At 72.2% G+C, this 14,753-nt stretch carries 13 protein-coding genes; 12 read left to right on the forward strand and 1 reads right to left on the reverse strand.

Going from position 1 to position 14,753, the window contains the following annotated elements; genetic code table 11:
* Positions 1–59 precede the first annotated feature (59 nt).
* The 8 genes from LQ326_RS02075 to LQ326_RS02110 all read left to right on the forward strand — a co-directional run bounded on the left by LQ326_RS02075 (position 60) and on the right by LQ326_RS02110 (position 8,852).
* Entirely contained in the window at positions 60–1,166 is a 1,107-nt protein-coding gene (locus tag LQ326_RS02075; protein ID WP_234531748.1) for a quinone-dependent dihydroorotate dehydrogenase, read from the forward strand.
* Positions 1,167–1,174: 8 nt separating this feature from the next.
* Entirely contained in the window at positions 1,175–2,020 is an 846-nt protein-coding gene (pyrF, locus tag LQ326_RS02080; protein WP_234531920.1) for an orotidine-5'-phosphate decarboxylase, read from the forward strand.
* A 310-nt stretch (positions 2,021–2,330) separates the two neighbouring features.
* The gene (locus tag LQ326_RS02085) at positions 2,331–2,654 is read left to right on the forward strand and encodes an integration host factor (protein WP_003977346.1); all 324 of its coding nucleotides are present in this window, start codon (positions 2,331–2,333) and stop codon (positions 2,652–2,654) included.
* Between the two features lie 60 nt (positions 2,655–2,714).
* Positions 2,715–3,308, forward strand: coding sequence for a guanylate kinase (gene gmk / locus LQ326_RS02090; protein WP_234531749.1), 594 nt, complete (start codon positions 2,715–2,717; stop codon positions 3,306–3,308).
* Positions 3,309–3,359: 51 nt separating this feature from the next.
* A complete protein-coding gene (gene rpoZ, locus LQ326_RS02095; RefSeq protein WP_181803263.1) occupies positions 3,360–3,632 on the forward strand; it encodes a DNA-directed RNA polymerase subunit omega in 273 nt (90 codons plus the stop codon).
* 73 nt (positions 3,633–3,705) lie between these two features.
* Entirely contained in the window at positions 3,706–4,935 is a 1,230-nt protein-coding gene (coaBC, locus tag LQ326_RS02100; protein WP_181803262.1) for a bifunctional phosphopantothenoylcysteine decarboxylase/phosphopantothenate--cysteine ligase CoaBC, read from the forward strand.
* A gap of 239 nt (positions 4,936–5,174) precedes the next feature.
* Positions 5,175–6,398, forward strand: a complete 1,224-nt coding sequence (metK, locus tag LQ326_RS02105; RefSeq protein WP_234531750.1) for a methionine adenosyltransferase — start codon at positions 5,175–5,177, stop codon at positions 6,396–6,398.
* A 282-nt stretch (positions 6,399–6,680) separates the two neighbouring features.
* A complete protein-coding gene (locus LQ326_RS02110; protein ID WP_234531752.1) occupies positions 6,681–8,852 on the forward strand; it encodes a primosomal protein N' in 2,172 nt (723 codons plus the stop codon).
* 178 nt (positions 8,853–9,030) lie between these two features.
* On the opposite strand, the gene LQ326_RS02115 is transcribed toward LQ326_RS02110, so the two are convergent.
* On the reverse strand, positions 9,031–9,579 hold the full coding sequence (locus tag LQ326_RS02115) for a hypothetical protein (protein ID WP_234531754.1): 549 nt from the start codon (positions 9,577–9,579) through the stop codon (positions 9,031–9,033).
* 713 nt (positions 9,580–10,292) lie between these two features.
* Between LQ326_RS02115 and fmt the strand changes: the two genes are divergently transcribed.
* The 4 genes from fmt (at position 10,293) to LQ326_RS02135 (ending at position 14,683) form a co-directional block, all read left to right on the forward strand.
* On the forward strand, positions 10,293–11,225 hold the full coding sequence (fmt, locus tag LQ326_RS02120; RefSeq protein WP_234531756.1) for a methionyl-tRNA formyltransferase: 933 nt from the start codon (positions 10,293–10,295) through the stop codon (positions 11,223–11,225).
* Positions 11,226–11,308: 83 nt separating this feature from the next.
* Entirely contained in the window at positions 11,309–12,727 is a 1,419-nt protein-coding gene (locus LQ326_RS02125) for an RsmB/NOP family class I SAM-dependent RNA methyltransferase (RefSeq protein ID WP_234531757.1), read from the forward strand.
* 147 nt (positions 12,728–12,874) lie between these two features.
* Positions 12,875–13,561, forward strand: coding sequence for a ribulose-phosphate 3-epimerase (rpe, locus tag LQ326_RS02130; RefSeq protein ID WP_234531759.1), 687 nt, complete (start codon positions 12,875–12,877; stop codon positions 13,559–13,561).
* A 78-nt stretch (positions 13,562–13,639) separates the two neighbouring features.
* A complete protein-coding gene (locus LQ326_RS02135; RefSeq protein WP_234531760.1) occupies positions 13,640–14,683 on the forward strand; it encodes a sugar-binding transcriptional regulator in 1,044 nt (347 codons plus the stop codon).
* Positions 14,684–14,753: the final 70 nt, after the last annotated feature.

The raw sequence follows: 14,753 nt of genomic DNA on the forward strand, positions 1-14,753 counted from the left end.
CCAGACGTCTATGGATGGGGGCACCGGAGATTCGGTGTCCCCCTCCGCATGAGGACTCCATGTACAAGATCTTCTTCAAGCTCGTTTTCAAGCGGATGGATCCGGAGCAGGCCCATCACCTCGCCTTCCGGTGGATCCGGCTCGCCGCCCGGATTCCCGTGCTGCGCACGTTCGTCGCGGCCGCCCTGGCTCCTCGCTACAAGGAGCTGCGCACCGAGGCCTTCGGGCTGCGGATGCACGGGCCCTTCGGACTTGCCGCCGGGTTCGACAAGAACGCGGTGGCGATCGACGGGATGTCGATGCTCGGGTTCGATCACGTGGAGATCGGGACCGTGACCGGGGAGGCACAGCCCGGCAATCCCAAGAAGCGGCTGTTCCGGCTGGTCGCCGACCGGGCCCTGATCAACCGCATGGGCTTCAACAACGACGGCTCGCTCACCGTCGCCGCCCGGCTCGCGACCCGTGAGCCCGTGTTCCGGACGGTCGTGGGCGTCAACATCGGCAAGACCAAGGCCGTACCGGAGGCCGAGGCCGTCGGCGACTACGTGAAGTCCGCCGAGCGGCTCGCGCCGTACGCCGACTACCTGGTCGTCAACGTGTCGTCCCCGAACACCCCGGGGCTGCGCAGCCTCCAGGCCGTCGATCAGCTGCGTCCGCTCCTGACGGCCGTGCGCGAGGCCGCCGACCGCGTGGTGGCGAACCGCCGGGTACCGCTGCTGGTGAAGATCGCGCCGGACCTCGCCGACGAGGACGTGGACGCCGTCGCGGATCTGGCCGTCGAACTCGGTCTCGACGGGATCATCGCGACCAACACCACCATCGCCCGGGACGAGCTCGGGCTGCGGTCGGACCCCGCCCTGGTGAAGGAGGCCGGCGGGCTGTCCGGGGCGCCGCTGAAGGCGCGCTCCCTCGAGGTGCTGCGGCGGCTGTACGCGCGCGTGGGCGACCGGATCACCCTGGTGGGCGTCGGGGGCATTGAGAACGCCGAGGACGCCTGGCAGCGCATCCTGGCCGGCGCCACGCTGGTCCAGGGCTACAGCGCCTTCGTCTACGAGGGGCCCTTCTGGGGCCGCGCCATCCACAAGGGCCTCGCGGCGCGCCTGCGCACCAGCCCGTACGCCACCCTCGCCGACGCGGTCGGCGCCGATGTGAGGAAGCCCGTATGAGCCAGCGCATGAGCCCGTCGGAGCCCTTCGGCGCGCGGCTGCGCCGCGTGATGGACGAGCGCGGCCCGCTGTGCGTCGGTATCGACCCGCACGCCTCGCTGCTCGCCGACTGGGGTCTGAACGACGACGTGGCGGGCCTGGAGCGGTTCAGCCGTGGCGTTGTCGAGGCGGTGGCCGACCGGGTCGCCGTGATGAAGCCGCAGAGCGCGTTCTTCGAGCGGTTCGGCTCGCGTGGGATCGCCGTCCTCGAGCGGGTGGTGCGGGAGGCACGGGCGGCCGGGACGCTGGTCGTGATGGACGCCAAGCGCGGTGACATCGGCTCGACCATGGCCGGGTACGCGGAGGCCTATCTGCACAAGGACGCCCCGCTGTTCTCGGACGCCCTGACCGTCTCACCGTACCTGGGCTACGGCTCGCTCAGCCCGGCCGTCGCGCTGGCCCGGGAGAGCGGGGCCGGCCTGTTCGTGCTGGCACTGACCTCCAACCCGGAGGGCCCCGAGGTGCAGCACGCGGTGCGTGCCGACGGCCGTACGATCGGCGCCACCATGCTGGCCCACCTGGCCGCGGAGAACGCGGGGGAGGAGCCGCTGGGTTCCTTCGGCGCCGTCGTCGGCGCCACGGTCGGCGACCTGTCGTCGTACGACCTCGCCATCAACGGCCCGCTCCTCGCGCCGGGCGTGGGCGCGCAGGGGGCGACGGCGGCCGACCTCCCCGCGGTGTTCGGGTCCGCGCTGCGCAACGTGGTTCCAAACGTGAGCCGAGGTGTTTTGCGTCACGGTCCGGATGTGACGGCCCTCCGGGCGGCCGCGGAGCGGTTCGCGGGCGAGATCCGGGATGTCGTCGCAGGTCGGTGAGGGCTCCGACGAGACCTTGACGGCTGCCGCGACGAGCACTTCGGCGGCGGCCCGAGTGTGAATACATCCTCAAATCCGGGGCAGTATGTCTGAAATGTCCGGCCTGGCGGAGGCTGACCAGGACTTTTCCGCTGTTCTCGCTGACTCCGGCGGACTTGCCCGCTAGTCTCCGAGCAGTGGGAACACCCCCACACCCTTTAGGTAGTGGGGGATTACGGGCAAGCGTGTTGCTCGTAGCTCCCCAGGTGTGGGGCGACTAGGTTCCTCACCGGTCCGTATCCGACAGTTCGACATCCGAGGTGACGTAGGCGTGGCTCTTCCGCCCCTTACCCCTGAACAGCGCGCAGCCGCGCTCGAAAAGGCCGCCGCGGCTCGCCGGGAGCGGGCCGAGGTCAAGAATCGACTCAAGCACTCCGGCGCCTCTCTTCACGAGGTCATCAAGCAGGGCCAGGAAAACGACGTCATCGGCAAGATGAAGGTCTCCGCCCTGCTCGAGTCCCTGCCGGGCGTGGGCAAGGTCCGCGCCAAGCAGATCATGGAGCGACTCGGGATCTCCGAGAGCCGCCGCGTGCGTGGCCTCGGGTCCAACCAGATCGCCTCCCTGGAGCGTGAGTTCGGCAGCACCGGCTCCTGATCGCCGGGCTGCCCGGGACAGCCGTCCCGGGCAGCCCGCGATTGCTGGAATAATCGCTGCATGGCTGCAACATTCCGGGGGACGACCCCCGAGCCCCCGGACGCACGTCCGCGGCTGACCGTGCTCTCCGGCCCCTCCGGGGTCGGCAAGAGCACGGTCGTCGCCCATATGCGCAAGGAGTACCCCGAGGTCTGGCTCTCGGTGTCGGCGACCACCCGCAGGCCCCGCCCGGGCGAGAAGCACGGGGTCCACTACTTCTTCGTCTCCGACGAGGAGATGGACAAGCTGATCGCCAACGGTGAGCTCCTGGAGTGGGCCGAATTCGCCGGCAACCGCTACGGCACCCCGCGTGCCGCGGTGCTGGAGCACCTCGAAGCCGGCGTGCCGGTCCTCCTGGAGATCGACCTCCAGGGCGCCCGGCAGGTCCGCGAGACCATGCCGGAGGGCCGGCTGGTGTTCCTGGCCCCGCCCTCCTGGGAGGAACTGGTGCGCAGGCTCACCGGACGCGGCACCGAGGCGCCCGAGGTCATCGAGCGCCGACTGGACGCGGCCAAGATCGAGCTCGCGGCGGAGCCCGAGTTCGACGAGACGCTGGTCAACACCTCTGTCGAGGACGTGGCGCGCGAGCTGCTAGCCTTGATGGACGTTGTGTGATCGTCATTGACCATGCACACTGAATCTTTCCCATCCATCGGAAGGTAGAGCGTGTCCTCTTCCATCGCCACGCCCGAGGGCATCATCAACCCGCCGATCGACGAGCTCCTCGAAGCCACCGACTCGAAGTACAGCCTGGTGATCTACGCGGCCAAGCGGGCCCGCCAGATCAACGCGTACTACTCGCAGCTCGGCGAGGGCCTCCTTGAGTACGTCGGTCCGCTCGTCGACACCCACGTCCACGAGAAGCCGCTCTCGATCGCCCTGCGCGAGATCAACGCGGGTCTGCTGACCTCCGAGGCCGTCGAAGGCCCGGCGCAGTAGTACTTTCGCACTGCAGTTGACTTATCCACAGGCCCGGCAGCCGACTGCCGGGCCTGTGGTGTGTGATGGCGTCATGGAATCGACGAGTGGAGGCCCGGTGGACAAGCCGAAGGTCGTACTGGGGGTCAGCGGCGGCATCGCCGCGTACAAGGCCTGTGAGCTGCTGAGAAGGTTCACGGAGTCGGGCCATGACGTCCGGGTCGTCCCCACCGCGTCCGCGCTGCACTTCGTCGGCGCCGCGACCTGGTCCGCCCTCTCCGGCAACCCCGTCTCCACCGAGGTCTGGGACCACGTCGAAGAGGTCCCGCACGTCCGGATCGGACAGCATGCCGACCTGGTCGTGGTCGCCCCCGCCACCGCCGACATGCTCGCCAAGGCGGCCCACGGCCTCGCCGACGACCTGCTCACCAACACCCTCCTGACGGCCCGCTGCCCGGTCGTCTTCGCTCCCGCGATGCACACCGAGATGTGGGAGCACCCGGCCACCCAGGAGAACGTGGCCACGCTGCGCCGCCGTGGCGCCGTCGTGATCGAACCGGCGGTCGGCCGCCTCACCGGCGTCGACACCGGCAAGGGCCGGCTGCCCGATCCCGCGGAGATCTTCGAGGTCTGCCGTCGCGTCCTCGCCCGGGGAGTGCGGGAGCCCGACCTGGCCGGCCGCCATGTCGTCGTCTCCGCCGGCGGCACCCGGGAGCCCCTCGACCCCGTCCGCTTCCTGGGCAACCGCTCCTCCGGCAAGCAGGGCTACGCCCTCGCCCGCACGGCCGCCGCCCGGGGTGCCCGGGTGACGCTGCTCGCAGCGAACACCACCGGCCTGCCGGACCCGGCCGGCGTGGACGTCGTCCCGGTCGGTACGGCCGTACAGCTGCGTGAGGCGGTCCTGAAGGCGGCCGCCGACGCCGACGCCGTGGTGATGGCCGCCGCCGTCGCCGACTTCCGTCCCGCCGTCTACGCGGCCGGGAAGATCAAGAAAAAGGACGGGCAGGACCCCGAGCCGGTCGTCCTGGTGCGGAATCCGGACATCCTCGCGGAGATCTCGGCCGACCGGGCGCGGCCCGGACAGGTGATCGTCGGCTTCGCCGCGGAGACCGACGACGTCCTCGCCAACGGCCGGACCAAGCTGGCCCGCAAGGGCTGCGACCTGCTCGTGGTGAACGAGGTGGGAGAGCGGAAGACCTTCGGCTCCGAGGAGAACGAGGCCGTGGTGCTCGGCGCCGACGGCAGCGAGACGCCGGTGCCGCACGGGCCGAAGGAGGCTCTCGCCGACACCGTGTGGGATCTCGTGGCGGCCCGTTTGGGTTAACTCGTTTCAGCCATATGTCAACTTTCCCCGGTGCGACATTCCGGTGCGGTGACTCTGGCCAAGGCCGCCGGCCATTGGGCAGAATGCCCGTGCCGCAGGTCACAGCACTCCCGAGTGTCGAGACAGGTGGGCCGGCGGACGAGTGCGACCGATAAACTGTCCTCGGACGATGCCCGGGTGCAGCCCCCGTGTCGTCCACCAATGATCAGCCAGCAGCCGCTGCAACCCCAGGGAGCGTTGTGTCCCGTCGCCTGTTCACCTCGGAGTCCGTGACCGAGGGTCACCCCGACAAGATCGCTGACCAGATCAGCGACACCATTCTCGACGCGCTTCTGCGTGAGGACCCGACCTCCCGGGTCGCTGTCGAGACGCTGATCACCACCGGTCTGGTGCATGTGGCCGGCGAGGTCACGACCAAGACGTACGCGGACATCGCGACGCTGGTCCGCAACAAGATCCTCGAGATCGGCTACGACTCCTCGAAGAAGGGCTTCGACGGCGCCTCCTGCGGCGTCTCGGTGTCGATCGGCGCGCAGTCCCCGGACATCGCCCAGGGCGTGGACACGGCGTACGAGAAGCGGGTCGAGGGTGCCGCCGCGGCTGAGGAGGCCGACGATCTCGACAAGCAGGGCGCCGGCGACCAGGGCCTGATGTTCGGCTACGCGACGGACGAGACGCCGACGCTGATGCCGCTCCCGATCTTCCTGGCGCACCGCCTCTCCAAGCGCCTCTCCGAGGTCCGCAAGAACGGCACCATCCCCTACCTGCGCCCCGACGGCAAGACGCAGGTCACCATCGAGTACGACGGCGACAAGGCCGTCCGCCTCGACACGGTCGTGGTCTCCAGCCAGCACGCCTCGGACATCGACCTGGAGTCGCTGCTCGCCCCCGACATCCGCGAGTTCGTCGTGGAGCCGGAGCTGAAGGCCCTCCTGGACGACGGCATCAAGCTCGACACCGAGGGCTACCGCCTCCTGGTCAACCCGACCGGCCGCTTCGAGATCGGCGGCCCGATGGGTGACGCCGGCCTGACCGGCCGCAAGATCATCATCGACACCTACGGCGGTATGGCCCGCCACGGCGGCGGTGCGTTCTCCGGCAAGGACCCGTCCAAGGTCGACCGCTCGGCCGCCTACGCCATGCGCTGGGTCGCCAAGAACGTCGTCGCGGCCGGCCTGGCCGCCCGCTGCGAGGTCCAGGTCGCCTACGCGATCGGCAAGGCCGAGCCCGTAGGCCTCTTCGTCGAGACCTTCGGCACGGCCAAGGTCGACCACGAGAAGATCGAGAAGGCCATCGACGAGGTCTTCGACCTGCGCCCGGCCGCGATCATCCGGGACCTCGACCTGCTGCGCCCGATCTACGCCCAGACCGCCGCGTACGGACACTTCGGCCGCGAGCTGCCCGACTTCACCTGGGAGCGCACGGACCGCGTGGACGCCCTGCGCACGGCCGCGGGCCTGTAACCCCGAAGCCACCTCGACGAGGGCCCGGTCTCCCCGCGGGGAGACCGGGCCCTCGCCCTGTCCCGGGCCCGCGGGAACCGGCCGGCCGCCGAGACGGGGTGATCACTGCCGTGGGGTCCTCCCGGTGCGGTCGCTGCGGGAGATCGGTGCCGTCCGGTGTGCGCGGGACCGGTACGGCCGAGTGGCTGGGGCGGCCGGGGCGGAAGGACGCCGTGCGGTGTTCCGCGCCGGAACGAACTCGGGCGGCGCCGGTTGTCAGCGGCGTTTGGTAAGAATGCAAGGGTGAGCAGCGAGAACGGGCAGGGGGGCGGGGGCGCCGGAGGGGCGCCGCCGGAGCAGCTCGCGCTCATCCGGGAGAGCGTACGAGGGGCCAAGGTGCCCCGGGCCAAGCCGCGGACCTGGCGGGGGGCCGCGCTGGCCGAGCGGTTGCCGGTCGCGCGGGTGCTCGTGGACAAGGGCGTGCTCCACCTCGACCGGTATTTCGACTACGCCGTCCCCGCCGAGCTGGACGCCGACGCGCAGCCGGGGGTGCGGGTGCGGGTGCGGTTCGGGGCCGGCCGGCACCGGGTGCGGGACGGGCGCCGGGAGGGCGGGGGGCTCATCGACGGGTTCCTCGTCGAGCGACTCGCCGAGTCCGACTACTCGGGGCCGCTGGCCGCGCTGGCCCAGGTCGTGTCGCCCGAACCGGTGCTGAGCGAGGAACTGCTGCGGCTCGCACGGGCCGTCGCCGACCGGTACGCGGGGAGCCTCGCGGATGTGCTGCAGCTGGCCGTGCCGCCGCGCAGCGCGCGGGCCGAGAAACGGCCGTCCCCCGAGCCGCTGCCGCCCCCGCCCGCGCCGGGCACCGGAAGCTGGTCGCGGTACGAGCACGGGGCCGCCTTCGTCGAGGCGCTGGCCTCCGGCGGCGCGCCGCGTGCGGTGTGGAACGCCCTGCCGGGACCCGGGTGGAGCGAGGAGATCGCCCGGGCCGTCGCCGCCACGCTCGCCTCGGGACGCGGCGCGCTCGTCGTCGTACCGGACGGGCGGGCGGCCACGCGGGTCGATGCCGCGCTGACCGAGGTGCTGGGCGAAGGGCGGCATGCGCTGCTCACGGCCGACACCGGGCCCGAGAAGCGGTACGCGCAGTGGCTCGCCGTCAGCCGCGGTTCGGTGCGGGCGGTCGTGGGGACGCGGGCGGCCATGTTCGCGCCCGTGCGGGATCTCGGGCTCGTCGCGATCTGGGACGACGGGGACGACAGCCACAGCGAGCAGCACGCGCCGCAGCCGCATGCGCGGGACGTGCTGCTGTTGCGCGCCGCGCTGGACAAATGCGGTTTTCTGCTGGGGAGTTGGAGCTGCACGGTGGAGGCCGCGCAGCTCGTGGCGAACGGCTGGGCACGGCCCCTGGCGGCGGGGCGGGATGAGGTGCGGCGGGCCGCGCCCCTGGTACGGACGGTAGGGGACGGAGACCTCGCGCGGGACGAGGCGGCGCGGGCCGCGCGGCTGCCGACGCTCGCCTGGCAGGCGGTCCGGGACGGACTCCGGCACGGGCCCGTGCTGGTGCAGGTGCCCCGGCGGGGGTATGTGCCCCGGATGGCCTGCGCCCAGTGCCGGGCACCGGCGCGCTGCCGGCACTGCGCCGGTCCCCTGGAGGCGCGGGGCGCCGGGGCGCTGGGGTGCGGGTGGTGCGGGCGCGAGGAGGGCGACTGGCACTGCCCGGAGTGCGGTGGCTTCCGGCTGCGCGCCCAGGTGGTCGGGGCCCGGCGGACCGCCGAGGAGCTGGGGCGGGCGTTTCCCGCCGTACCCGTTCGGACCTCGGGCCGTGAGCAGGTGCTGGACACCGTGCCGGGGACGCCCGCGCTGGTCGTGAGCACACCGGGTGCGGAACCGGTCGCCGAGGGCGGGTACGCGGCGGCCCTGCTGCTGGACGGGTGGGCCATGCTGGGGCGGCCGGATCTGCGGGCCGGCGAGGACGCGCTGCGCCGGTGGATCGCGGCCGGGGCGCTGGTGCGGCCGCAGGCGGACGGGGGGACCGTGGTCGTGGTCGCGGAGCCCACCCTGCGGCCCGTTCAGGCGCTGGTCCGGTGGGATCCCGTCGGGCACGCGGTGCGGGAACTGGCCGAGCGGGCGGAGCTCGGGTTTCCGCCGGTGTCGCGGATGGCGGCGGTCTCGGGGACGGCGGAGGCGCTCGCCGAGTTCCTCGGTACGGCCGGACTTCCCCCGGACGCCGAGGTGTTGGGGCCGGTGCCGCTACCCGTGGTGCGGGCCGGGGCGCCTCGGCGGGCGGGGGCGCCGCCGCCGGGGGAGCACTGGGAGCGGGCGCTGGTTCGGGTGCCGCCGGGGAGCGGGGCGGCGCTCGCCGCCGCGCTGAAGTCGGCTCAGGCCGCGCGGATGGCGCGGGGGAGCGGGAGCGGTGGCGCGAGTGGCGGCGCGGAGGCGGTTCGGGTGCGGATCGACCCGCCGGACATCGGGTGACCTGGTCGGCGGCTGCCCTCCCGGATGCTTGCCGGGAGGGCAGGGGCGGACGGGGCGGCCCTTGCGGTCAGCCGTGGGGCGGTCGGCCGTGGCGTGCGCCGGCCGTGGCGTGGGTCAGCCGTGGCATGCGTTAGCCGTGGCGTGGGTCAGCCGTCAGGGACGTCGGCTGTTCGGGACGTCAGCCGTTGCGGGGGCCGGGGAAGGCGGTTGGCCTGGCCTCGTCGCGGAGGGTGGGGCTGCCGGCGGTCGGCTGGGTCGGCATGGAGCGGGCGGCCGGGACCGTCGGCACGGTGGGGAGGCCGCCGCCCACGTTGATCGTGCGGGTGCCCGACGGATCCGTGGACCGGTCGGGCTCGGCCGTGGCCGCCGTCGGGGCCGCGGTGCGACGGGCGCCGTAACGGCGGTGCACCGCCTGCTTGGTGACTCCTAGCGCGGAGCCCACCGCGTCCCACGAGAAGCCGAGCGAACGGTCGAAGTCGACGGCGGCCGTGACCAGGGTTTCGACACTGTCCCGGAGTTCCTGGGCGAGACGGACCGTCGGGGCGGGGGCGCGCCCGTAGACGACGAAGCCCGTGGACGGGCCGGAGCGGCGCGGGCGGTAGACGTTGCCCAACTGGGCGGTGAGCGTGCGTAGTGCGTCCACCTGGCGGCGGACCCGCTCGATGTCCCGCACCAGCAAGTGCAGGCTGGCCCGGGCCTGGGCGTCGTGGGTTGCGTGGTCGGCCATGAACAAGCCTCTCGAACCGGCGTTGAAAGGAATGGGCCGCGTATGCGGCCCGTTGTGGTCAACTCTTCCTTGACCAACGCGTGGGCGCTCCGCTGGTCACGGTGTGGGGGCGTGTGGGCATATGCGTACGCCGTGCGGCGGGGGTTGCACCACCCGGGAGTTCGCCCACCCGCGCACCACCCGTCCCAGTCGGCAGAGAGGTTGAGCGACCGGCGGGGGTGCTCGCCGTCGGCGGCTTGCCGTGGGGCCATGGGGCGGGGCGCGCGAACCGCGGCCTGTGGCCTGAGGCCTTTCGCCGGTATCAGTGGCCTGTGGCCTGTGGCCTGTGGCCTGTGGCCCGTGGCCTGTGCCTGTGCCTGTGCGCGTGTGGCCTGCCTGTCGGCTGTGGCCTTCGCGTTCGCCTGTCGCCTCTCGCCCGCACCTGTCGCCTCTCGCCCGCACCTGTCGCGTGTCGCGTGCGCCTGTCGCCTGGCGCATGAGCGGGCGCCGTCCGGCGCCACCGCCGCCAGCCGGTCGCGCGGTAACCGCCTGTCGGCTGTGCCTGTGCTGTGGGTTGTTGCCTGCGCCTGCGCCTGCGGGTTGTCGCCTGCGCCTGTCGGCTGTTGGTCGGCTCGCGGCGGTCAGCGGTCGTGGTCCGTGAGGGGGGTTGATCGGTGCGGCATAGACTTGTTTGTTGCCCGTGTTGATGTCGTTGGAGAGGGTCGCAGTCGCCCATGAAGCTTGTCTTCGCCGGTACTCCCGAAGTCGCCGTTCCTGCTCTGGACGCTCTTGTCTCCTCCGGACGGCACGAGGTGGCCGCCGTGGTCACGCGGCCCGACGCGCCGGCCGGGCGGGGGCGCAGGCTGGTCGCTTCGCCTGTGGCCGAGCGGGCGATGGAGGCCGGGATCGAGGTGCTGAGGCCGGTCAAACCCCGCGACCCGGAGTTCCTGGAGCGGCTGACGGAGATCGCGCCGGACTGCTGTCCGGTGGTGGCGTACGGCGCGCTGCTGCCGCGGGTCGCGCTCGACGTGCCGGCCCACGGGTGGGTCAACCTGCACTTCTCGCTGCTGCCCGCCTGGCGCGGGGCGGCTCCTGTACAGCACTCCATCATGGCGGGGGACGAGATCACCGGGGCCTCCACCTTCCTCATCGAGGAGGGCCTCGACTCCGGCCCCGTCTACGGGACCGTCACCGAGGAGATCCGGCCCACCGACACCAGCGGTGACCTGCTGACCCGGCTCGCCTTCGCCGGGGCCGGGCTGCTCGCCGCGACCATGGACGGTATCGAGGACGGCACGCTCAAGGCCGTACCGCAGCCGGGGGAGGGCATCACCCTCGCGCCGAAGATCACCGTCGAGGACGCGAGGGTCGACTGGACGGCGCCGGCGCTGCGGGTCGACCGGGTGGTGCGCGGCTGCACCCCGGCCCCCGGTGCCTGGACCACCTTCCGCGGTGAACGACTCAAGCTCATCCAGGTCACACCGGTGCCCGAGCGGACCGATCTCGCTCCGGCGCAGGTCGCCGTCGGGAAGAACAGCGTGCACGTGGGGACGGGGTCGTACGCCGTGGAGCTGCTCTGGGTGCAGGCCCAGGGCAAGAAGCCGATGCGGGCCGCCGACTGGGCGCGCGGTGTGCGCATCGGAGCCGGGGAGACGCTCGGCGGCTGAGCCCCCTTTCCCAGCAGCGGCTTCGCGGCGTACCCGGCGTACGCTGGAAGCCGCCTCATTCCCATGACCGGAGCACCTTTTTCGTGAGCGAGCAGTCCCGGCGGCCGCGCAGGCCCGCCAAGCCCTACCGCCGTCCTCAGAAGGACCCCGTCCGCATCCTCGCCTTCGAGGCGCTGCGCGCCGTGGACGAGCGGGACGCGTACGCCAACCTCGTGCTGCCGCCGCTGCTGCGCAAGGCCCGGGAGAAGGGCGACTTCGACGGGCGGGACGCCGCGCTGGCGACCGAGCTGGTGTACGGGACGCTGCGCCGGCAGGGGACGTACGACGCGATCATCGCCGAGTGCGTCGACCGGCCGCTGCGCGAGGTGGACCCGCCGGTACTGGACGTGCTCAGCCTGGGTGCGCATCAACTGCTCGGGACCCGTATTCCCAGCCACGCCGCTGTCTCCGCCTCCGTCGAACTGGCCCGGGTGGTACTGGGCGACGGGCGGGCCAAGTTCGTCAACGCCGTGCTCCGCAAGATCGCGCAGGACGATCTCGACGGCTGGATCGCCAAGGTCGCGCCGCCCTACGAAGAGGACCCCGAGGATCATCTGGCCGTGGTGCACTCGCACCCGCGGTGGGTCGTCTCCGCGCTCTGGGACTCTCTGGGCGGCGGCCGTGCGGGGATCGAGGAGCTGCTGGCCGCCGACAACGAGCGGCCCGAGGTGACGCTGGTCGCCCGGCCGGGGCGGGCCACCACCGAGGAGCTCCTTCGTGAGGAGGCTGCCGTACCGGGGCGCTGGTCGCCGTACGCCGTGCGGCTCGCCGAGGGCGGGGAGCCCGGCGCCATCACGGCCGTGCAGGAGGGCCGGGCGGGTGTGCAGGACGAGGGCAGCCAGCTGGTCGCCCTCGCGTTTGCGGGCGTGCCGGTCGAGGGTCCCGACGAGAAGTGGCTGGACGGCTGTGCCGGACCCGGCGGCAAGGCCGCGCTGCTCGCCGCGCTCGCCGCCGAGCGGGGGGCGGTGCTGCTCGCCTCCGAGAAGCAGCCGCACCGGGCCGGGCTGGTCGCGAAGGCGCTGCACGGCAACCCGGGGCCGTACCAGGTGATCGCCGCCGACGGCACCCGGCCGCCGTGGCGTGCCGGCAGCTTCGACCGGGTTCTGATGGACGTCCCGTGCACGGGCCTGGGCGCGCTGCGGCGCCGGCCGGAGGCGCGGTGGCGGCGTCGGCCCGAGGATCTCGAGAACTTCGGTCCGCTGCAGCGTGCGCTGTTGCGTACCGCCATCGACTCGGTGCGGGTGGGCGGGGTGGTCGGGTACGTGACCTGTTCCCCGCATCTGGCGGAGACGCGGGCGGTGGTCCAGGACGTGCTGAAGCAGCGGCCGGAGACCGAGCTCGTGGACGCGCGTCCGTGGCTGCCGGGGATGCCGGAGCTGGGGGAGGGGCCGGATGTGCAGCTGTGGCCGCATCTGCACGGCACGGACGCGATGTATCTGGCACTGATCCGCCGGACCGGCTGACGACGAGTGATAAACGGGGGCGAAACGCCTCGAAAGGGGTGCGGAGAACCGTGTGCTCAGCCCGCACGCACCGGCGCCGCACCCCCGGCCGCAACCACCTCCGAACCCCATTCGGCCCTCCCCGTCGGGGCATGGCACGCTTGGGGCATGGCCGTGCAGATCAACCCCAGTATCCTCTCCGCCGACTTCGCCCGCCTCGCGGACGAGGCCAAGGCGGTCGAAGGCGCCGACTGGCTCCACGTCGACGTCATGGACAACCACTTCGTCCCCAACCTCACGCTCGGTGTGCCGGTCGTAGAGTCCGTGGCCCGTGCTACGGACACCCCGCTGGACTGTCATCTGATGATCGAGGCCCCCGACCGGTGGGCGCCCCAGTACGTCGAAGCGGGTGCCTCCTCCGTCACCTTCCACGTGGAGGCGGCGGCCGCCCCGGTCCGGCTCGCTCGTGAGATCCGGGCGAAGGGCGCCCGCGCCTCCATGGCGCTCAAGCCGGCGACGCCCATCGAGCCCTACGAGGATCTGCTCCCTGAGCTGGACATGCTGCTGATCATGACGGTGGAGCCGGGCTTCGGCGGTCAGGCGTTCCTCGACATCATGCTGCCCAAGATCCGCCGTACCCGGGAGTTGATCAGCAAGCACGGACTGGAACTGTGGCTCCAGGTCGACGGTGGAGTTTCCGCGTCGACGATCGAGCGGTGCGCGGACGCCGGAGCCGACGTTTTTGTGGCAGGTTCCGCGGTGTACGGGGCAAACGACCCGGCAGAGGCGGTACGTGCACTACGCACGCAGGCGGAGACGGCCACCGCCCAGGCATCGTGGGCGTGCGACCACTGAGGTACGGGAACGTGAACGGCTTCGATCAGGGCTGATCAAGTGCGCCGGATCTGCAAGGATGAACGGCGTATCCAGAGTGTGAACAGCAGTGAGGAGATGGCCGTGTCGGGTATGTCGGCGGGCCGGTCAGCCGTGCGGATGGGACCCGCAGAGCTGGTGCAGGCGGCGGCCATGGCCCGCCGCTTCTATCTCGAAGGCAAGTCCAAGATCCAGATCGCTGAGGAGTTCGGCGTCAGCCGCTTCAAAGTGGCCCGGGTACTGGAGACTGCCCTCGAAAGGGATCTCGTACGCATCGAGATCCGCGTACCGGCCGAACTGGACGCCGAGCGCTCGGACGCGCTCCGCGCCCGCTACGGCCTGAGGCATGCCGTGGTGGTCGAGTCCCCGGCCGAGGCGGAGGAGACCCCCGACCCCGAGAACCTCGGCGAGGTCGGCGCGGACCTGCTCGGCGAACTCGTCAACGAGGGGGACGTGCTGGGCCTCGCCTGGGGCCGCTCCACCATCCACATGGCGGCCGCGCTCGACCGGCTGCCGCCGTGCACGGTGGTGCAGCTGACCGGCGTGTACGACGCCGGGACCTCCGAGCGCGGCTCGGTCGAGGCCGTACGGCGAGCCGCCCAGGTGTCCGGCGGCGACGCCCACCCCATCTACGCGCCGATGCTGCTGCCCGACGCGGCCACCGCGGCCGCGCTGCGCAACCAGACGGGGATCGCCCGGGCCTTCGAGTACTTCGACAAGGTCACGGTCGCCTGTGTCTCCATCGGTTCCTGGGAGCCCGGTATCTCCACGGTGCACGACATGCTCAGCGACGAGGAGCGCGCGCACTACGCCACGCTGGGGGTCGCCGCCGAGATGGCCGCGCACCTCTTCGACGCCGAGGGCCGCCGGGTCGGACGGGACCTGGGGGAACGCTGCATCACGGTCAAGGCCGACCAGTTGCGCCGTATCCCCGAGGTCGTCGCCATCGCGGGCGGGCAGCGCAAGGCGGCCGCGATCGACGCGGTGCTGCGGTCGGGGCTGGTCACCAGCCTCGTCACCGACACCTCGGCCGCCGACTACCTGATGACGGCGGGCACCACTCCCAAGCCCGCGCTGAACCGCGCGGACCCGGACGGCCTCTGACCGCGACCGCCGGGGCGCCGCGGCAGCCGGGGTGACAACGCTGCCGCGGCGGACCGGCGGACCCTGCGGC

This window comes from Streptomyces shenzhenensis, assembly GCF_021462265.1.
Lineage (GTDB): Bacteria > Actinomycetota > Actinomycetes > Streptomycetales > Streptomycetaceae > Streptomyces > Streptomyces shenzhenensis.